This is a genomic window from Pseudomonas grandcourensis (genome assembly GCF_039909015.1).
Classification (GTDB): Bacteria; Pseudomonadota; Gammaproteobacteria; order Pseudomonadales; family Pseudomonadaceae; genus Aquipseudomonas; species Aquipseudomonas grandcourensis.
Window position 1 is genome coordinate 3,642,642 of sequence record NZ_CP150919.1, and the last position, 20,007, is coordinate 3,662,648.

Genomic DNA, 20,007 nt, shown 5'->3' on the forward strand with positions numbered 1-20,007 from the left:
AGCCTGACAATTTGCCATGGTTAATATGTAATGGCTGGCAAAAAACTGGATGGCTGCCAGCACTTTCGGTGCCATCCAGTTTAGTCGGACATATAAATACGCGTTGTTGCTTATCATCTATAGCCAGGCGCCTGATGAGCTCGCTTATTAGATTTTGATTTACCTCCGGCATTAGCATTCGTCCGATTAGCCAAAAACATCTGATTTTGTCGATATTGATAATACTCTTGAGCTCCTTTTCCCCGGATAGCGCCAACAATTACGTCGTACTCGAGCGCTTCAATTTTTATATCCATTGACGACTCTTTGGTAATGCCCAGTTTTCCGACATTATTTCGCGCGAAGTCATACAAACTCCGAGCATTATTCACATCAGAGTCCGCATTTGCTAAATGGCCGCGCATATCAGCTACAAAGTCACTATCAACATGTTTTTCATTGTAGCTCGCTACATACACTGGATCTTTGGACCGCTGCTGCACATCCCATTTAACTATTTCTTGCTGCCTTGCACGCAACCTGACCATCTTTTCCAACCGAACAACATCTTTGCTGCCGAGCGGGCGAACCGATGCTGCACGATCTTTATTGTTTTTCAACAAATCTGTTGGCACACCTTTTTTGACAGCCTGCGTAGTAGTAGGTCTAAGCACCCGAAGAAAATTGCCAAACGCTGAATGCCCATCCGGATCCGCACTCAAAACCGGCTCCCCCTCACAATACGTATACGCATTCACCCCACCCTCCCCAAACGGACTGAAACTGTCCGGGCTATGAAACTTCATCAGCCGAGGGTTATAGGCACGGTACCCATTACCCAACAGTTGCCAGCCCGTTTGCGGCTCGCTGAATTCGCCGTTGTAACCCAAACCCGCGCTCACCGGCTGTTGCGCACTGGGGTGACCATAGGGCGTAAACGTAACGTGACTGGCCCCGCCGCTGGCGACCTCACTCAGTAACGTATTTTTCTGATCAGCGACCAGCATCAACGACTTTGGGTCAGCACCTGCCTGGTGCTCGGCGAGCACAACTCCATCGCCGCGCAGGAAGCTTGTGCTGTTGCCACCCTGTTTAAGACTGGTCAGTTCACCGTCTGCAGTCAGGCCATTGTCCAGGTCATAACTCTGGCCCTGGATCACCACGCCCGACAATTGCGTGTACGGCTCGACAAAGTAGTCATCCGCCAATTTGATATGCCGCCCGAACTCCAGGGACGCGCCGACACCATTGGTGTCGTAACTGCCCTTGGTTTTGCTGCCGTCACTCAGATGCACATCGGATTCGTTCTGGAACCGGTTGAATTTCAGCACGCCGTCAAAGTAGTAACCGGTAGGTTCATCCAGCCAGGTGGTGTAAGCACCGAGGTAGTAGCTGTCGACCGTACCGCTGGAACCACGAGTGAGGTTGAGATCGGATTTACTGTAGCCACCCAGCAATCCCACCAGCCATTGCCCGTCGCCCGCCGGCAACGGCGCATCGGCACCGAAGGAAAGACCGTGCTGGGTTTGCTGGTAAGCCGCACCGTTCCCGCTGTCGACATCAAACTTGTTGCCGTAGGCGCGCACCCAACCTCCGGCCTTGCCTCCGTCCATTCGCACTTCACCCATGCGACTGCGCAAAGTGGTGAGCTCGCCATACCAGACGGTGGGTGCGGTGTTGAACAGCGCCAGTACCGACGCGGTCCCCGGGCTGATCGTCCGAGTCAGGGTGTTCAAGTACCAGTCGTTAGTGCCTTGCTTGATCAGGTCATAGGAGAACGCCCCCAGGTCCACCGGCCCGCCCAGAAGGGAGAAACTGGCATCACCGCCACCGATATGAACGACCGGCATGGCACCGGCGGCCACGGGCTCAAAGCCACTGGCATCAATGCTGACGCTGTGGTTGCCGGTGGCAGTGCCAGTGACGGTCAGGGTATCGACCTGGCCAAAATTGGTGTGCATGTAGAACGTACCGCCCTCACCCGACAGACTGCCCACCGACAATTTGAAGAATTCGCCAGGGTTACCGAACTGTACACCACCGCCATTGAGCGCCAGGTTTTCAACGCTGCCGTCCCCGACCATCACCCAGCGGGCATTGCTGTTGACAGTCAGTTGGTTGACGTTCTCGAGCCTGCCGGTCAGGGTCGATTGGTTTTGCAGGGTGATGTTGGCCGTTGCGCCTGCACCTGCGACGACATCGCCCACCAGATGGCTGTTGTCCACGGTCATGTTGGCGGTGGATGTGCCTTTGATTTCCAGGATGCGCCCGTTGCCACCGACCAGGGTGGAGCCGTTGTTCACCTCGATCGTGGCCAGGATCGGCGCCAGGCCAAAGTCATTGACGACAATCGCCGCGCCGGTTTGACCTTCCACGCGGGTGCCGTCGAGTGCCAGGCGACTGGGCGCTCCGGCAACACCACCGGGTAAAAAGAGTACCCCTTGGGCACCTCCGCGGATCGTGCTGGCCGTTGCCGAAACATTGCCGGTGGAAAGCTGAACACCCGAACCGACGGCACTAATACCGGTGACCACGGTTCGTGTCAGGGTCAGATCCCCCTTGGCCCCAACCTCAATGCCAGTGGTGCCTCCGGTGATGACGCTGTCCGCAACCGTAGCCCTGGATCCCACAGGTGCCGCAGCGAGAGAGCCCAATGACAGACCTGCCCTGCTTCCGGTAACGGTGCTGCCGTTGATCGTTGCGCTGCTATTGACCAACTCGACACCAATGCTGCTGCCAGCCGACGTCACCGTCGAACCGTTCAGGATCAAGGAGGAGCCTGATTCGGCCCGAATTTCTTTGGTCGTTGCACCGTCGGCGATCAGGCTTGCCTGATTTCGCAGCAGGTATTGGTCGGCGGCAACGCTGCCATCAATCGCCTGCGCCTCTCCATCAATGATTTTTGCCCATGAGTGTGTGCTAGCCAGCAACAAGGGCAGGAGTGTCATCCACTTCAGTGAGGCCGAAAGAGGATGTAGGGCAAAGATACGTTTAGGATTCATAAGCACCGCAAAATAAAGGCGTTGATTTGAGTCCGTCAGGGTCGATGGTTTAGCCCTACAGACAGTGGCGGCGAATTTACCCAGAGCGTTCGGATGCGTCTGTAGGATTAATCCCAAGCATCGACTCACTCAATAACAGGCAGCAGGAAAACCGCCTCCTCCTGCTACCTGTTATTGAATGATTTCAAGGTCTGGGAATTTTGCAGTGGTCGTTACCCGGGCCACCGGCAGATTCAAATACGGCAACGATAACGCTGACCGGGTCGGATGACACGGGCGTGCCGCGAACGTCGATGGAGTACTTCACAGTGCCCTTCCCCCCACTGATGGGGGGTCTAAAGGTAGGTTTCAGGCATTTTTCATAAGGAACATACCAATCGATGCCGTTCGCTTGCTGTTGATCAGAAACGGTCACCGTCTCCTCGTGGTCGGTGTCGGCTATTACCGTGGTGCCGTCGTATTCGTAGGTCTGCCACTCCAGTTCGACATCTACGCCGGCTTTCAGGTAAGTCGACGCAGGTATATGTACGAAGATCCCATATTCAGTACTTCCCGGAGCTTTCAACCTCAGGCTGTTGCAATTGGCTACCCCGAAAGGAAAAACTGCATCGGGAAACTCTGGTTCGGGCAGATCGACGATCTCCACAAGAACGTCAATGGTGGTGCGCTTTGACTCCTGAGGGTTGGCAAAACCGGCGCGCGTCAGCGTGTAATGCAACGGTAAGTCATTCATGACTGGGATGGGCTCGATGTCACCCCACGGAATGACGAACTCGATATCTTCATTGGGGCCTTCAGTCCCGTCGACAACATAAGGGTTTTCGGACGAGGTGACGGCAACACCATTGTAAAAAAGCGTCAGGGTATCGCCGACTTCAGGGTCGTCGAACAATTCGATGGACGCTGTTGCATCCTTGCCGATATCGCCCACAGTCAATTCGGTACTGCTACCACTTGAACTCAAGAAGGCGATTAAATTCAGATTCGGATTGATCGGGTCCGGATCCGGGTTGACCGGCCCTGGGATCGCGAAGTCCGTATTGACTGCAATGGCCCCTGGCGAAGCGTAGGGGTAGTCGCCCCTCAAAATCTTGTAGTCCACATTGACCGGTTGCACATGAGTGGCCGAGTTGAAGTCATACTCCTGCGCCATATGGGACCAGGGCACCGTGATAGTCAGAGGAAATGGCAAATGTACGCCGACAGAAGTCCGGGCGAGTTCCCTCGTCCCCCACTTCACCAGGATGCCGTCATCGTTGTTGTACCCGGTGTACGACTCGATATGGACCTTGGTTGGAAAAGCGGCGTCGGCCCGATCAATTACGCCATCGACGGCTAAAGGCACTGTGCAAGGCTTCAAGGCACTGGGCAGCGTGCCCAATGCAACCTGCACCGTAGCCGGTAGCGACAGTTCACCACGGTTGCCTGCCTTGTCTACCAGAATGGCCACTGCATATTGGGTTTTCGAGCCATAGGCCCTGACAGCAGCCGCAGGTACCAGCACCTTGCGATCTGCAGGCATCGCCTGCGAAAGCACGATAAAATCCGTAATATCGTCCGTCGGCAACGGCACTCTATCCAGCCAGGCGACGTGAACCTGAACTTCGGCCCTTTTCGTCTCGATAAAATCCGGGATCACACAAAAGACGCCGTTATCGCGCGTTAAAACAGCATCGGTGATCACCGGTTTTTCAACGATATCGATCACTGCGTGTGGCGGGTCCGCCCAGAGCGGTCCGGTTCTGTCGACGGTTACCGGGGCCGATGGGGATTCTCTGTCATTCAGGTCATTCCAGTTCTTTACCCGGTAACGAAATTGAAACTTACCCTCATAGTCTTTGAAAATATCAAGAGGGATCTCCCTTGGCAGGGGAAAGGCGCTATCAGGCAGATCATCAGGCCCGGGAACATCTTCTGGAGTACCGACACGCACCCACTCGGGGGAACTTGAAAGCTGACATTCCAGTGTCAAAACATTTACCAGCCCTGAAACAGGAGGCCGTTCACTCCACAATGGAATTGAAACTTTCAACGGTGCGCCAAGTTTGTCTTTGTGGATCAACCCGTCAAGATCCCCGGACATGACGTCTACAACAGTGGGGACTATTAGATCCGCGACAAAGAACTGCTCACGATAATTGGCCCGCACCTGCTCAGCCGTTGGTTTTTCAAATGAACTTGCCATGCTTATCTCTCCAAAATCGTTTCAGTTCGGCCATGAACCGACTCATGACCTTCAAAACTTTTCTGGCAGTCCAACGCATGGCTCAATCACTGCAAAGCACTCTGTCGTTCTGCCCGGTCATGAGACCTGGGCAAATTAAGCGCCGGTTATCTAAAACGCGATACTGTCAAAGTTGACAGGTACAGGCCGGTTTACGCTACCGTCTGGCGGAAACTTGCAAGAACTGGCACGACCCTGATGCCCCCAAAAACTGAACGACTGCGCTACGCCCGCAACCCCTCGAGCAAGTCCGTCACACACAGGGAAATACGTCGGCAGGCGTCCGCCAGCTTCTGCCGGTCCACCACCAGACCGATGCGAATGTGCCCCGCCGCACTCGGCCCAAACGCTTCGCCTGCCAGCACCGACACGCCATAGCCGTCCAGCAACCGCTCGGCAAAATGCTGGGCCGACAACCCGGTCTGGCGCACGTCGACCATCACGAACATGCCGCCATCGGGGCGAATCGCCCGGATGCCAGGGCACAGATCCAGACTGGCGCACACCAGATCGCGACGCTGGCGATATTCCTCTCGCATCTGCGCCACGTGCGGCAGGTTTTCATCCAGCGCCAGTTGCGCGGCGTTCTGGATGAAGTCCGGAATGCCGAACAGCATGCACAACGACAGATTCACCAAATGTTCACACAGCGATTGCGGCCCGATCACCCAGCCCACCCGCCAGCCACTCATGGCGTGGGATTTCGACAGGCTGTTGATGGTCGCCGTGCGTTCGGCCATGCCCGGTAAACTCGCGGGGCTGATGTGTTCTCCCTCAAACAGCAGTTCGCTGTAGACCTCGTCGCTGATCAACCACAGGTCATGGCGAATGCACAATTCGGCCAGCGCTTTCCAGGCCTTCATTGGCAGGCTGGCGCCGGAGGGGTTGTTCGGGCTGTTGAGCAACATCGCGCGGGTGTTCGGCGTGATCAGTGCCGCGACATCGGCCGGATCGACCCGAAAGCCGTTCTGCGAACGCACCGGCACCGGCACCACTTTCGCCCCGCAGGCACCGAATACGCCTTCGTAGGTCACGTACATCGGCTCGGCGACGAGCACTTCGTCCCCCGGGTCGAGCAGGCATTGCACGACCGAATACACCGCGCACTGCGCCCCGGGGAAGACGATTACGTGCTGCGCATCCACTGCCTGGCCGCTGCGTTGGCGATGATGCCGGGCGATGCTGTCGCGCAAACCCTGGCTGCCGCGCACCGCCGGGTAGTGGGTGTCGCCGGCCAGCAAACTGTCGATGGCCGCGTGCACGATGGGTTGTGGGGTGTCGAAATCCGGGTCGCCGATCGACAGCAGCAAGACATCGACACCCTGCTCGCGTAGCACCAGCGCTCGATCGTGAATCTGCCAGGCCGCCGCTCCGTCACCGGCGATTCGTTGGGTCAAGGCTGAGTAGCGCATGGCGTTCTCCTGTCGCGCGTATTCCTGGCCACAACCCTATCTCAAATCGCGCAATACGGCACCTCGATCGCCGACATAGTAGGAATGGATGAACCTGCAGGAGCGAGCTTGCTCGCGATAGCGGTATGTCAGTCAGCATTGAAGTCGCTGACACGCCGTCATCGCGAGCAAGCTCGCTCCCACAGGGATTGGGGGGTGTTCGAAGAGTCAGCGACTAGCCACCCGCCAGACCCGCGCCACATCGGTCGCCCGCTCACGCAGCAAACGTGGCGCCTCGGCACAGGCCTGCTCCAGAGTCATCGGCCCGCTCGCCAGGGCAAACGCAGCGTCGATGCCATGCTCGTACAGTGCCTGATAGCCCTCGCCCAACGTGCCGGCGATGACGATGACCGGCACGCCATGTTCCCGGGCGACCCGCGCCACACCAAAGGGCGTCTTGCCGCGCAGGGTTTGCGCATCGAAACGCCCTTCACCGGTGATCACCAGGTCGGCGCCTGCAACGGCGTCGGCCAGACCCACCAGTTCGGCGACCACTTCAACACCCGCCTTGAATTGCGCACCAAGGAACGCCTTGGCGGCAAACCCCAGGCCGCCCGCCGCGCCACTGCCCGGTTCGTCGCGCACGTCGTGGTTCAAGGCTTGCGCGCAATGGTCGGCAAAGTGCCCCAGTGCGCGGTCGAGCTGCTCAACCTGCACGGGCGAGGCGCCTTTTTGCGGGCCGAAGATCGCCGAGGCACCGTGGGGGCCGCACAGCGGGTTGTTGACGTCGGCGGCGATGTCGAAGCGCACCTGGGCCAGACGCGGATCGATGTCGCTCAGGTCGACGCGGGCCAATTGCGCCAGGGCGAGGCCGCCTGGTGAGAGCGTCTGCCCCTGGGCGTCGAGCAATTTCACGCCCAAGGCCTGCATGGCACCGGCGCCGCCGTCATTGGTCGCACTGCCGCCAATCGCCAGGATCACCCGCTGCGCACCGGCATCCAGTGCGGCGCGGATCAATTGCCCGGTCCCGAAGGTGCTGCTGATGCACGCATCCCGCTGCGCCACCGGAACCAATTGCAAACCGCTGGCCTCGGCCATTTCGATGATCGCGGTGTGGCTCTGCGGCAACCAGCCCCAGGTGGCTTCCACCGTGGCGCCCAGCGGCCCGCGCACCAGGGTGCGGCGCTGCTCGCCTTCGCACGCGGCGAGGATCGACTCGACAGTCCCTTCCCCACCGTCGGCCATCGGGCATTTGATCAGTTGGGCATCAGGCCAGACCTGGGCCAATCCCAATGCAATGGCATCGGCCACGCCTTGGGCGCTGAGGCTGTCCTTGAACGAGTCGGGGGCGATCACGATTTTCATGGGAATTCTCCAGTTCCAATGCCCACATGCTGCCAGCCGCCATGAACAATAACGCCGGGCCGCTGCACAAGCGGTTGTGAGGATTATTGTTCATTTCCACAAAGCCCGTGGCAGACGCGTTACCTGTGGGATTTTGTCGCTCACGAAATTGAGTCTGACTCGGGCAGCAGTTGCACGCCCAGATACAACGCCAGCATGCCGTCCAGTCGCAACGGGTCAACCCCGCTCAGCTCGGCAATCCGCTCCATGCGATAGCGCAGGCTGTTGCGATGGATGCCCAGTGCATCGGCGCAGGCCTGGCTCTGGCCGTCGTGTTCGCACCAGCTGCGCAGGGTTGCCAGCAACTGGCCGTTGTTGTCCTTGGCAATGACCTTGCGCAGCGGATTGAGCAGTTCGTCGAGGGCGTCGTCGTTGCGGTGGCGCCAGAGCATCACCGGCAGCCGATAGCGATTGAGCGTCAGCAATCGGGAACGCGGCAATACTTCGCGCCCGTAGGCCAGCAAGTCACCGACCCGGCGATAGCAGCGGCGCAAGCCCGAAAGTCCATCGGCCTGCCCACCCACGGCAATGCGCAGGATGTTCCAGCCCAGGCCGTCGAGTTTGTCCAGCAAGCGCTCGTTCTCGACCGTCTGGCTCGCCGGCCGGCACCAGAGCAACGAGGTCTTGGCCGAGCTCACGCACCAACTGTCGGGGTGACGCGACGTCAACCAGGCGCTGAGTGCCTCGACGGTTTGCCCTGGCGCGTGCTCAAGGCCCAGTTCGAACAGGTACGGCACCCGGGTCATCTGGGGCTTGAGGCCCAACTGCTGCGCTTCATCGACCAGTCGCGGAGCATCCCCGGCTTCGCTGAGCAACAACGCCAGCAGATCATCGCAGCGCTGGCGTCGCCATTGTTGTTCGGCCTGCTGATTGCGCTGGCCCACCAGCATTTCGGCGGTCATGCGCACCAGCTCGCCGTAGGTGCGCAGTTGCTCGGGTTCCCCGGTGATGCCCAGTACGCCGATCAGGCGCTGGTCGAGCATCAGCGGCAGGTTGATACCCGGCTGCACGCCCTTGAGATGAATCGCCGTCTGCGCATCGATCTCCACCACCCGGCCATTGGCCAGGACCAGTTGCGCGCCTTCATGCCGGGTGTTGACCCGCTCCGGCTCACCGCTGCCCAGGATCAAGCCCTGGCTGTCCATGACGTTGACGTTGTACGGCAGGATGGCCATCGCCCGGTCGACGATGTCCTGGGCCAGGTCGTGATCGAGTTCGAACATGCAAGTGATCCTTGAAGACAGTGATGGAACGGGTTGTTCACCCGCACAGGCCTTGGTAACAAACCCTGTGCTCAGGCACAAAGACAGCCACCCTGAGGGTGGTCGAGACTCTCTGGGCGATCAACGTTACCCTTTGCATCGCAAAAAATCATAATAAAGAGAGAGCCGCCATGACACAGAGCGCCGTAGCGTCCGACGCCATCGCTGACGACAAAAACGCCGTCTACAAGCGCATTACCCTGCGCTTGATCCCCTTCATTTTCATCTGCTACCTGTTCAACTACCTCGACCGGGTAAACGTTGGATTTGCCAAACTGCAGATGCTCGACGCGCTGAAATTCAGCGAAACCGTGTACGGCCTCGGCGCCGGCATCTTCTTTATCGGTTACGTGTTGTGTGGCGTGCCAAGCAACCTGGCGTTGACCAAATTCGGCCCGCGGCGCTGGATCGCGCTGATGATGATTACCTGGGGAAGCCTGTCGACCTGCCTGCTGTTCGTCACCACGCCGACCGAGTTCTATACCCTGCGCCTGTTCACCGGCGCGGCCGAAGCCGGGTTCTTCCCCGGCGTGGTGTTGTATCTCTCGCAGTGGTTCCCGACCTTCCGCCGTGGTCGCATCATGGCGCTGTTCATGTCGGCGATCCCGGTCTCCGGCCTGCTCGGCAGTCCGTTCTCCGGCTGGATTCTCAATCACTTCGCGGCAGGCCATGGCGGTCTCGCCGGCTGGCAGTGGATGTTCCTGCTGCAAGGCATTCCCACCGTCATCCTCGGCGCACTGGCTTACTTCCTGCTCAGCGACAGCTACGCCAACGCCAAGTGGCTGACCCCCTTCGAGCGCTCGGTGCTGGAAGCCGACCACGCCGAAGATCTGGCGAACAAGCCGAAAACCACCACCGATTCGCTGCTGGCGGTATTCAAGAACCCGGCGATCTGGGCCTTCGGCCTGATCTACTTCTGCATCCAGAGTGGCGTGTACGCGATCAACTTCTGGCTGCCGTCGATCATCAAGAACCTGGGCTTCAGCGATAACCTGATGATCGGCTGGCTCAGTGCGATTCCGTACCTGCTGGCCGCGGTGTTCATGTTGATGGTTGGCCGTTCGGCGGACCTGCGCCAGGAACGTCGCTGGCATTTGGTGGTGCCGATGCTGATGGGCGCGCTGGGGCTGCTGATCGCGGTGAACTTCGCCGCCAACCCGGCGATCGCGATTCTCGGTCTGACCATCGCCACCATGGGCGCTCTCACCGGCCTGCCGATGTTCTGGCCGGTGCCGACCGCCCTGCTCAGTGCGGGTGCTGCGGCCGGCGGCCTGGCGCTGATCAACTCCATGGGGCAGATGGCCGGCTTCCTCAGCCCGTACCTGGTGGGTTGGGTCAAGGACAGCACCGGTTCGACCGATGCGGCGTTGTATTTGCTGGCGGGCGTGATTGTCTGCGGCAGTTTGCTGGCGTTGCGCATGACCCGTACCCTGCGTGCCTGATCAACACCCATTTCCCCTGTAGGAGTGAGCCTGCTCGCGATAGCGGTTTCACAGTCAACATGGATGTTGGCTGATACTCCGTCATCGCGAGCAGGCTCACTCCTACAGTTGATTGGAGTGTGTCTGAGATTTGCGTTTGCTCCCGGCAATCGTTCTGGTATCTGATTGAGCCTTTCCCACTGGTAAAAGGATTTGCTCATGAGCTACCGCACGCTGGGTCATTCGGGTCTGCAGGTGTCCACCCTGACCCTGGGCACCATGATGTTCGGCGAACAGACCAGCGCCGAAGATTCCCTGCGAATCATCGACAAGGCCTGGGACCAGGGCATCAATTTCATCGACACCGCCGACGTCTACACCAACGGCCGTTCCGAGGAAATCGTCGGCGAGGCCATCGCCAGCCGCCGCCATGAATGGGTGCTGGCCACCAAGGTCGGCTTCGGTCCCGTGGACGGCGTCCCCAACCGCAGCGGCCTGAGCCGCAAGCACCTGTTCAACGGCATCGATGCCAGCCTGACGCGCCTGGGCACCGACTACCTCGACATCTATTACCTGCATCGCGAAGACCACAATACGCCGCTGGAGGTCACGATCTCGGCCATCGGCGATCTGATTCGCCAAGGCAAAATCCGCTATTGGGGCCTGTCCAACTACCGTGGCTGGCGCATCGCCGAAGTCATTCGCGTGGCCGACAAACTGGGCATTGACCGGCCGGTGATCAGCCAACCGCTGTACAACATCGTCAACCGCCAGGCTGAAATCGAGCAGATCACCGCGGCGCAAAACTACGGCCTGGGCGTGGTGCCCTACAGCCCGTTGGCGCGCGGGGTGCTCAGCGGCAAATACGCACCGGATGTGAAACCTGATGCCAACAGCCGAGCCGGACGCCAGGACAAACGCATCCTGGAAACCGAATGGCGCGTCGAGTCCCTGCGCATCGCCCAGCAGATCCAGCAATACACTCAGGAGCGCGGCGTCGGCATCGTCGAGTTCGCGATTGCGTGGGTGCTGAACAACAGCGCCGTGACCTCGGCCATTGTCGGGCCGCGTACCGAAGCGCAGTGGGACGCCTACACTAAGGCGCAGGCGGTGAAGATCACGGCCGAGGACGAGGCGTTCATTGATTCGCTGGTGACACCGGGGCATGCGTCGACACCGGGGTTCAATGATGCGAGCCATTTTGTGTCGGGGCGTAAACCGCGCACTCCTTGAATCAACACATAACCCATTGTAGGAGCGAGCCTGCTCGCTCCTACAGTTGAGCCGTGTTGATTGATTGGTCAATATTCGACGCGAAAACCACGTATCCTCCGCCCCCCGTTTCACCTTCAACCTCGCGAGGACAGCTTGTCTAAAGGTATCGCTCTATCGGTTTCAGCCTCGGTGCTGTTTGCCGTCATGTATTACTACACGTCGCTGCTCACCCCCTTGAGCGGCGTGGAAATCTTCGGTTGGCGCATGCTGCTGACCGTCCCGTGCATGACCGTGTTCATGGTGGTGTCCGGGGAGTGGAAGCGCGTGCTGGAGATCGTTCGGCGCGCCATGGCCAATCCGAAACTGATAGGCGCGCTGATCGCCTCTTCTGCCCTGCTCGGTGTGCAGCTGTGGCTGTTCATGTGGGCACCGTTGAACGGCTACAGCCTCGACGTATCACTCGGCTATTTCCTGCTGCCGCTGACCATGGTCCTGACCGGGCGCCTGGCCTACGGCGAACGCCTGTCCTATCTGCAAAAAGTCGCCGTGGTGTTCGCCTGCCTGGGGGTGGTCAACGAGGTGTATCAGATCGGTGGTTTTTCCTGGGCGACCTTGCTGGTCTGCATTGGCTATCCGACCTACTTCGTCCTGCGCAAACGGCTGGCGGCAGACAACCTCGGCGGTTTGTGGCTGGACATGGCCCTGACCCTGCCGGTGGCGTTCTGGTTCGTCCAGAGCGGTGCGCAAGGTTTCGGTGTGTTTGAACAGCATCCATGGTTGTCGCTGTTGATCCCGATGCTCGGCGTGATCAGCGCGTCGGCACTGGTGGTCTACATCATTGCCAGTCGCCTGTTGCCGTTCAGCCTGTTCGGCTTGTTGAGCTACGTCGAACCGGTGCTGTTGCTGGGCGTGGCGCTGCTGCTGGGAGAAAGCATCAAGGCCGGCGAATGGCTGACCTACATCCCGATCTGGATGGCGGTGCTGGTGCTGGTGTTCGAAGGGTTCAAGCATCTGGTGCGGCAACGGCGACCTTAAGCACACCCAAAACAAATGTGGGAGCGAGCTTGCTCGCGATTGCAGTGTGTCAGTCAACATTAATGTTGAATGTACAACCGCTATCGCGAGCAAGCTCGCTCCCACAGGTTTAGCGTTTAGATCAGTTAGTCGGTGGAGAGAACACCACGACGAACCTGGTCACGCTCGATGGATTCGAACAGCGCCTTGAAGTTGCCTTCGCCGAAACCGTCGTCGCCCTTGCGCTGGATGAACTCGAAGAACACCGGCCCCATCAGGGTTTCCGAGAAGATCTGCAGCAGCAGACGCTTGTCGCCCGACTCGGACGAACCGTCCAGCAAAATGCCCCGCGCCTGCAGTTGATCCACCGGCTCGCCGTGGTTCGGCAAACGGCCTTCGAGCATTTCGTAGTAGGTCTCCGGTGGCGCGGTCATGAAGCGCATGCCGATGCTTTTCAGGTGGTCCCAGGTCTTGATCAGGTCATCGGACAGGAACGCAACGTGCTGGATGCCCTCGCCGTTGAACTGCATCAGGAACTCTTCGATCTGCCCGGCGCCCTTGGACGACTCCTCGTTCAGCGGGATGCGGATCATGCCATCGGGTGCGGTCATGGCCTTGGAGGTCAGGCCTGTGTATTCGCCCTTGATGTCGAAGTAGCGGATTTCGCGGAAGTTGAACAGCTTCTCGTAGAAGTTGGCCCAGTAGGCCATGCGACCGCGATACACGTTGTGGGTCAGGTGATCGATGATCTTCAGGCCGGCACCGACCGGATGGCGGTCGACGCCTTCGATGAACACGAAGTCGATGTCATAGATCGAGCTGCCTTCGCCGAAACGGTCGATCAGGTACAGCGGCGCACCACCGATGCCTTTGATCGCCGGCAGGTTCAGTTCCATCGGGCCGGTTTCGATGTGGATCGGCTGGGCGCCGATTTCCAGGGCACGCTTGTAGGCTTTTTGCGAATCCTTGACGCGAAACGCCATGCCGCACACCGACGGACCGTGCTCGGCCGCGAAGTACGAGGCGACGCTGTGGGGTTCGTTGTTGAGGATCAGGTTGATCGCGCCCTGGCGATACAGGTGCACGTCTTTGGAACGGTGGGTGGCCACCTTGGTGAAGCCCATGATCTCGAAGATCGGCTCCAGGGTGTTCGGGGTCGGCGATGCGAGCTCGATGAATTCAAAGCCCATCAGGCCCATTGGGTTTTCGTATAAATCTGCCATGGTCGGCGCCTCATCATTTTTTTATCAATTAACAAAGGTTAGTTGTAAGCAATGCTGAGACCGGTGGGTGGCGCACAGGAGATGCCCCGCACACTGCGGGCGAGAAAGTCACCGTAGATCAGTTGAAACCCGAATATCTTCATTTTCGACCCAAGGCTCTTGCGGGCGAGGCTTCTGCTGCCAGAAGACGATTATTATTGTATGCGTAACCCGATTCTACACAGCGTAAATCAGTTTGTCCGCCTTCTGTATCAAATCCCCTTTTTCCATGCCCGCGCAAGGGGTTTGTTGCAGAGGAAAATCCCCGCCAGTATCAGCCCGCCACCCAGGCACATGGCCAGCGTCAGCGGCTCATCCAGCAGCAGCGCGCCAAGGATCACCGCTGTCAACGGGTTCAAGGCAATGAACACCCCGGAACGGGTCGCGCCGATTTTGCGAATGCCGTCGTAGTAGCCGATGTACGCCAGCGCCGAACCCAGCACGCCGAGGTACAAAAGGCTCATCCATTGCTGCGCACCAAGCTGGGCGATCGCGGCGACACTCACCTCGCCGCGCACGATGCAGGTGATCCAGAGCATGCCGGTGCCCAACAGGATCGACCAGGTCACCGTTTGCACCGGTCCCAGGCTGTGGTTCAGCTCTTTGGAGCACAGCGAGTAGACACCCCAGCCGAGGACGCAACCGAAAATCAGCAGGTCGCCGAGCCAGGCACTGGTACCGGCATCGACACCGCCGGCCAGTAGTTGCGGGTCGCGACTGACGATCACCATGCTCGCCCCCGCCATGCCGATCGCAATGCCGACGACTTTGGCCCGGTTCAAACGCTCCTTGAACAGCAGCCAGGAAGCCAGGCCGATCACCGCCGGATTCAGCGCCACGATCAAGGACGCCCGTGAAGCGTTGATGTAGTGCAGACCGTAAAAGAAGCACAGGTTGTAGAAATAGATCCCGAAAAAGCCAAGCAAAAGCAATTGCAGCCATTGCCGGGGGCTGGGCCGGACCAGCGGTGTCCGCGCCATGCGTATAAACAGCAGCAACGCCACGCTGGCCAGCAGAAACCGCAGGCTGGCCGCCAGTAACGGGCTGAGGCTACCGGCCAGATAACGCCCGGCGACGAAGGTACCACCCCACACCATGGTGACCGCCGCCAGTTTCAGATACACCGGCAGATCCGAGGGTTTTGCCAGGCTTTGCTCACAGATCGTCATGGATTCCAGGACCGGATGTTCGATAGATGCCTTATCATTCGGCTAATACCCAGTCATCGTAAAATGAGCAAAAACTCATGACCCTCACCCAACTGGAGATTTTCTCCCTGGTCGCCGAACTCCAAGGCTTCACGGCAGCGGCCAATCGCCTGGGCATTTCCCAATCGGCGGTGTCCCATGCCTTGAAGTCCCTGGAACTGGAGTTGGGTGTCGAACTGTTGCGTCGGCATCATTCCCAGGTCGAATTGAGCGACATTGGCCAGCAGTTGTTGCTGCGCGCCCGGGCGATGCTCGGCCTGGCCAATACCCTGCGCCAGGAAGCGGCCGATGCGAGAGGCATGAAACGCGGCACGCTGCGCATCGGCTCCTTCGGCCCGACCTCATCGATCAAATTGTTGCCGTTGATTCTGCAGCAGTACCGCGCCGCCCATCCCGGCATCGAAGTGCATATCGACGAAGGCCCCGACCGCCAGGTGCTCCAGTGGCTGGAGGAACGGCGGATCGACATAGGCTTTGTGGTGTTGCCCGAGGAGCGTTTCGACACGGTCGCGCTGATCGAAGACCAGATGGTCGCGCTGCTGCCCGCCGGCCACCCGCTGGCGGTTCACGACAGCCTGAGCCTGAAGGACCTGTGCGATTTCCCGTTCGTGCTGACCGAGGCCGGTTCTTCGGAGCTGGTTTCACGCCTGTTCACAGCGGCCCGACTGACGCCCAACATCCGTTATCGCTGCTCGCAGCTGATCAGCACTCTGGATGTCGTCGCTCGCGGCGACGCAGTGACAGTGGTTGCCGAAGGCTCATTGCCCGATCAGGTTGACCGCCGCTGGGTGAAAAAACCGCTGTCGCCGGTGGTGTTGCGCCAGGTCGGCCTGGCGGTGCTCGATCGACGCCAGGCATCACCCGCGACGCTGGCCTTTATCAAACTGGCCGAAAGCCTTGACTTGCGTTGAGCGGCATAACCGCCAACGGCCAACTATCATGGCCCATACCCGAACTCTTCATGGGAGGCGTTTTGCCCTGCCATCAATTGAGCGCCTTACTTCTTCGTGACAGGACTCGCGAATGCCGCTGAAAGCCAAAACCCGCAGTTTTAGAAAAAGAATTGCGGTCACCCTGATCAGTGGCTTGCTCCCGGTACTCCTGGGGGCCGCCATTCTTTACATGCAAGCAGGGCATGCGCTCAAACAGGAGACCGAACAAACCGCCGAAGAAGCCATTCGCCAGTTCGACCTGATGCTCGACAACACCGCCCAGGCCGCCCGTGAATTGCTACCGCTGGCGGGGCAAAGTTGCAGTGACGTCAAACTGGCGCTGCGCGAGCAGGTCACCCGCCGCCCCTTCGTGCGCTCAACCAATCTGGTGTGGGACAACAACCTCTATTGCAGCTCTCTGTTCGGCGACTACCAGGAGGCGGTCAACCCCGGTGACTACACCCAGGGCGCCTTATGGCTCATGAGCGGCAATCCGGTAACGCCCAACACTGCCTTGCTGGTGTACCGCCTGAGCGAAGGAAAAAAAGGCGCGCTGACGACCCTCGATGGTTATCACTTGAGCAATATCCTGCGCCTGATCGGCCGCAAGACCTTGCTGTTGCTGCAAGTTGGCCCTGACTGGTTGTCCGCCGACGGCAAGTTTCATACCGGCGCTGTGCCTGAGTTGCCCGTTGCGCAAAGTCGCTTGACCTCCGGGCACTATGCGTTTGCCGTGGAAGCCGGTTTCCCCGAAGGCGAAACCTGGCGATACATGAGCAGCGAGTATCCGCCGCTGTTCAGCCTGCTGATTTTCTTCGGTGTGATTGCCGGGGCAATCGGTCACTTCCTGCAAAAGCGCTCATCGTCACCCTCCCATGAAATGCAGCGGGCACTGGAAGCTAAAGAGTTCATTCCGTATTTCCAGCCCGTGGTGCAGGGCGACAGCAAAAGCTGGTCCGGTGCTGAAGTGCTGATGCGCTGGCAACATCCGAAGGAAGGCCTGGTGCGTCCGGACCTGTTCATTCCGTTTGCCGAGCACTCCGGGCTGATCGTACCGATGACCCGCTCGCTGATGCGACAAACCGCCGCCCTGCTCGCTCCGCAATCGGCCAGCTTCAACAAGCCGTTTCACATTGGCATCAACATCACCGCCAGCCATTGCCAGGACCTGGAACTGGTCAAGGATTGCCGCGAGTTCCTCGATGCGTTCGAACCGGATTCGATCCATCTGGTACTGGAACTGACCGAGCGTGAACTGATCGAGCCCACGGCCATTACCCTGCAACTGTTCGAGCAACTTCGCGAACTGGGCGTGAAAATCGCAATCGACGACTTCGGCACGGGCCACTCAAGCCTTGGCTACCTGCGGCAGTTCAATGTCGATTTTCTGAAAATCGACCAGAGTTTTGTCGCCATGATCGGCGTCGACACACTGTCGAGCCACATCCTCGACAGCATCATCGAACTGGCGGTCAAACTCGACCTTGCCCTGGTGGCCGAAGGTGTCGAAACCCGCGAGCAGAGTGATTACCTGAGCGCTCACCAGGTCAACTTCCTGCAAGGTTATCTGTTCGGCAAACCCATGCCCGGCGCGGAATTCATTAGTGCATTAAGCGACCATTAACTCGCGAATTTAATCGCCAAAACAAACGATTAGCCGCACCAATTTGAATCAAAACACTACTGACGTTACATGAAGAAAAAGACAGGATTTACTCTTGGCCAATTAACTACTACAATTTTTCATGCCTGCGCTAAATTGGCAGGTGAGCCACTATCACCGAGTCGCTTCAAGGCTCTTGGCTTATAGCTTTGTTTGCGGTTGGTATCAGCCAAACACACTATTGGAGTAAAGATATTGTCCAGACTCGCTGAATTTCGTGCAGCCGAAAAGGCCCTTCAAGAACAGCTCAAGCAGTTGGAATCCCTGAAGAACGATGCCGGGCTCAAGAAAGAAATCGAATTCGAAGAAAAGCTCCAGGGCTTGATGAAAACCTATGGCAAGAGCCTGCGCGACATCATCGCCATTCTCGACCCTAACCCGGCAAAATCCGGCCTGCTGCAGGCAGCAGCCCCTAAAACCCGCCGCGCTCGTGTGGTCAAGGTTTATCAGAACCCGCACACCGGCGAGCTGATTGAAACCAAGGGCGGCAACCACCGCGGCCTGAAAGCCTGGAAAGAACAGTACGGTGCAGCCACCGTTGATTCCTGGCTGCGCGGCTAACTCTCGCGGCGAAAAAAAGCCCTGCTCATGCAGGGCTTTTTCATGGGCCATCTAAAAACCGAAGGCGGACACTGCACAATTATCTGACTGACACCAACTTTGTGCTTAATCCATTTGGATATCTAAAATTTTCTTCATGCATCGAAAAAGCACTGTCGCTTACTAAAGTTTCAAGCTGTTACGGGCTGCGTCTATTTCACCTTGGCTCGCCTTATAAGCCTCGGCCTGCCCGGCGTAGGAAAGAACATAGGCCTTATCGGCATCCACTGCGGCCACCAATGTTTGCGAAAGCACATGCCTGCCGTTTTGCGTGATGGTGCAGGTTGTTTCCAGCGCGGCCAATCGACTCAAGGTAGTCGAATGAATGCGCGTGCAGACACTTTGATACCCGCCCTGAAAGAAGTCTTTTTGAACCGACTTGCGCATCTCCAGCAATACGCCTTCGAGGTTGACCTGGTGATCGCTTTGCACCGGGCTCATGGTCAGTTCCATCACCATAAGCGGCAATCCATTCTGATCATTTTTCACCGCCCGCTGGCGACTGACCCCCGACGTCGATTCGGGCACTTCCTCGACTTGCCAGCCTTGCGGCCAGCTGACTGCTGGCGCATCGGCACGAGCAACGCCAGCCAGCGAAAACACACTCAGCAGGATGAACAGCAGGTTACGGAATCGAATCATTGCAATGGGCGCTCAAGGATCAAGCCGTAAAGTCTGGGCCCAGGCCGGCTGTCAGGCAATAGCGGACTGTTTGGGTTTGGCGATGTCCGAACCCTTGCGTATCATTGTCGCCATTCGTTAGCCCACATATTTCCCGGAGGGCCCATGAGCCTGCACGAATTGAACACCTTCCCCGGCGTCACCGCCCAACCGGACGCCGCTACACAGAAATTCGTCTTCAACCACACCATGCTGCGGGTGAAGGACATCACCAAGTCCCTGGACTTCTACACACGCATCCTGGGTTTTACCCTGGTGGAAAAACGCGACTTCCCGGAAGCCGAGTTCAGCCTGTATTTCCTGGCGTTGGTGGACAAGAACCAGATCCCGGCCGATGCCGCCGCGCGCACCGAGTGGATGAAATCGATCCCCGGCATTCTGGAGTTGACCCACAACCACGGCACCGAAAACGATGCGGATTTCGCCTACCACAATGGCAACACCGACCCCCGCGGTTTCGGCCACATCTGCATCTCGGTACCGGACATCGTCGCCGCCTGCGCACGCTTTGAAGCACTGGGCTGCGATTTCCAGAAACGCCTGAGCGATGGCCGCATGAAGAGCCTGGCGTTCATCAAGGACCCGGACGCCTACTGGGTCGAGATCATTCAGCCAGCTCCACTGTAGGAGCGAGCTTGCTCGCGATAAACGCGAGAACACCGCGGGGCACTTGCCAACCAGCGTTATCGTTGACGACCATCGCGAGCAAGCTCGCTCCTACATAAGTAATGTGCAAGACACAAAAAACC

Annotated in this window: 15 protein-coding genes; 7 read left to right on the forward strand and 8 right to left on the reverse strand. The window is 58.6% G+C overall.

Features of this window, described 5'->3' with window-relative positions; translation table 11 throughout:
- Positions 1 to 113 precede the first annotated feature (113 nt).
- From AABM52_RS16255 to AABM52_RS16275, 5 genes are all read right to left on the reverse strand, one after another.
- Positions 114 to 2,981 carry an autotransporter outer membrane beta-barrel domain-containing protein gene (locus AABM52_RS16255; protein WP_347906823.1) on the reverse strand — a complete coding sequence of 956 codons (2,868 nt, stop codon included), beginning with the start codon at positions 2,979 to 2,981 and terminating at the stop codon, positions 114 to 116.
- A 184-nt stretch (positions 2,982 to 3,165) separates the two neighbouring features.
- The gene (locus AABM52_RS16260) at positions 3,166 to 5,166 is read right to left on the reverse strand and encodes a hypothetical protein (RefSeq protein ID WP_347906824.1); all 2,001 of its coding nucleotides are present in this window, start codon (positions 5,164 to 5,166) and stop codon (positions 3,166 to 3,168) included.
- Between the two features lie 263 nt (positions 5,167 to 5,429).
- A complete protein-coding gene (locus AABM52_RS16265; RefSeq protein WP_347906825.1) occupies positions 5,430 to 6,617 on the reverse strand; it encodes a pyridoxal phosphate-dependent aminotransferase in 1,188 nt (395 codons plus the stop codon).
- 207 nt (positions 6,618 to 6,824) lie between these two features.
- A complete protein-coding gene (locus tag AABM52_RS16270; protein ID WP_347906827.1) occupies positions 6,825 to 7,961 on the reverse strand; it encodes a glycerate kinase in 1,137 nt (378 codons plus the stop codon).
- A gap of 140 nt (positions 7,962 to 8,101) precedes the next feature.
- On the reverse strand, positions 8,102 to 9,223 hold the full coding sequence (locus tag AABM52_RS16275) for a sugar diacid recognition domain-containing protein (RefSeq protein WP_347906829.1): 1,122 nt from the start codon (positions 9,221 to 9,223) through the stop codon (positions 8,102 to 8,104).
- Positions 9,224 to 9,393: 170 nt separating this feature from the next.
- Between AABM52_RS16275 and AABM52_RS16280 the strand changes: the two genes are divergently transcribed.
- The 3 genes from AABM52_RS16280 to rarD all read left to right on the forward strand — a co-directional run bounded on the left by AABM52_RS16280 (position 9,394) and on the right by rarD (position 12,933).
- The gene (locus AABM52_RS16280; protein WP_347906831.1) at positions 9,394 to 10,704 is read left to right on the forward strand and encodes an MFS transporter; all 1,311 of its coding nucleotides are present in this window, start codon (positions 9,394 to 9,396) and stop codon (positions 10,702 to 10,704) included.
- 198 nt (positions 10,705 to 10,902) lie between these two features.
- Positions 10,903 to 11,916, forward strand: coding sequence for an aldo/keto reductase (locus AABM52_RS16285; protein WP_347906832.1), 1,014 nt, complete (start codon positions 10,903 to 10,905; stop codon positions 11,914 to 11,916).
- Positions 11,917 to 12,051: 135 nt separating this feature from the next.
- Positions 12,052 to 12,933 (forward strand): EamA family transporter RarD, encoded by an 882-nt coding sequence (rarD, locus tag AABM52_RS16290; RefSeq protein ID WP_347906834.1) that lies wholly within the window; start codon positions 12,052 to 12,054, stop codon positions 12,931 to 12,933.
- Positions 12,934 to 13,058: 125 nt separating this feature from the next.
- On the opposite strand, the gene hppD is transcribed toward rarD, so the two are convergent.
- Together hppD and AABM52_RS16300 are read right to left on the reverse strand one after the other, a co-directional pair.
- Positions 13,059 to 14,135 (reverse strand): 4-hydroxyphenylpyruvate dioxygenase, encoded by a 1,077-nt coding sequence (hppD, locus tag AABM52_RS16295; RefSeq protein ID WP_347906836.1) that lies wholly within the window; start codon positions 14,133 to 14,135, stop codon positions 13,059 to 13,061.
- A gap of 251 nt (positions 14,136 to 14,386) precedes the next feature.
- A complete protein-coding gene (locus AABM52_RS16300; protein ID WP_347906837.1) occupies positions 14,387 to 15,343 on the reverse strand; it encodes an EamA family transporter in 957 nt (318 codons plus the stop codon).
- A gap of 77 nt (positions 15,344 to 15,420) precedes the next feature.
- Between AABM52_RS16300 and AABM52_RS16305 the strand changes: the two genes are divergently transcribed.
- The 3 genes from AABM52_RS16305 (at position 15,421) to AABM52_RS16315 (ending at position 18,538) form a co-directional block, all read left to right on the forward strand.
- On the forward strand, positions 15,421 to 16,293 hold the full coding sequence (locus AABM52_RS16305) for a LysR family transcriptional regulator (RefSeq protein ID WP_347906838.1): 873 nt from the start codon (positions 15,421 to 15,423) through the stop codon (positions 16,291 to 16,293).
- Between the two features lie 112 nt (positions 16,294 to 16,405).
- Positions 16,406 to 17,938 carry an EAL domain-containing protein gene (locus AABM52_RS16310; RefSeq protein ID WP_347906840.1) on the forward strand — a complete coding sequence of 511 codons (1,533 nt, stop codon included), beginning with the start codon at positions 16,406 to 16,408 and terminating at the stop codon, positions 17,936 to 17,938.
- 234 nt (positions 17,939 to 18,172) lie between these two features.
- Positions 18,173 to 18,538 carry a histone-like nucleoid-structuring protein, MvaT/MvaU family gene (locus tag AABM52_RS16315; protein ID WP_008051761.1) on the forward strand — a complete coding sequence of 122 codons (366 nt, stop codon included), beginning with the start codon at positions 18,173 to 18,175 and terminating at the stop codon, positions 18,536 to 18,538.
- A gap of 162 nt (positions 18,539 to 18,700) precedes the next feature.
- On the opposite strand, the gene AABM52_RS16320 is transcribed toward AABM52_RS16315, so the two are convergent.
- Positions 18,701 to 19,219, reverse strand: a complete 519-nt coding sequence (locus AABM52_RS16320; protein ID WP_347906842.1) for a DUF4946 domain-containing protein — start codon at positions 19,217 to 19,219, stop codon at positions 18,701 to 18,703.
- A 144-nt stretch (positions 19,220 to 19,363) separates the two neighbouring features.
- Between AABM52_RS16320 and gloA the strand changes: the two genes are divergently transcribed.
- A complete protein-coding gene (gene gloA, locus AABM52_RS16325; RefSeq protein ID WP_007985492.1) occupies positions 19,364 to 19,885 on the forward strand; it encodes a lactoylglutathione lyase in 522 nt (173 codons plus the stop codon).
- Positions 19,886 to 20,007: the final 122 nt, after the last annotated feature.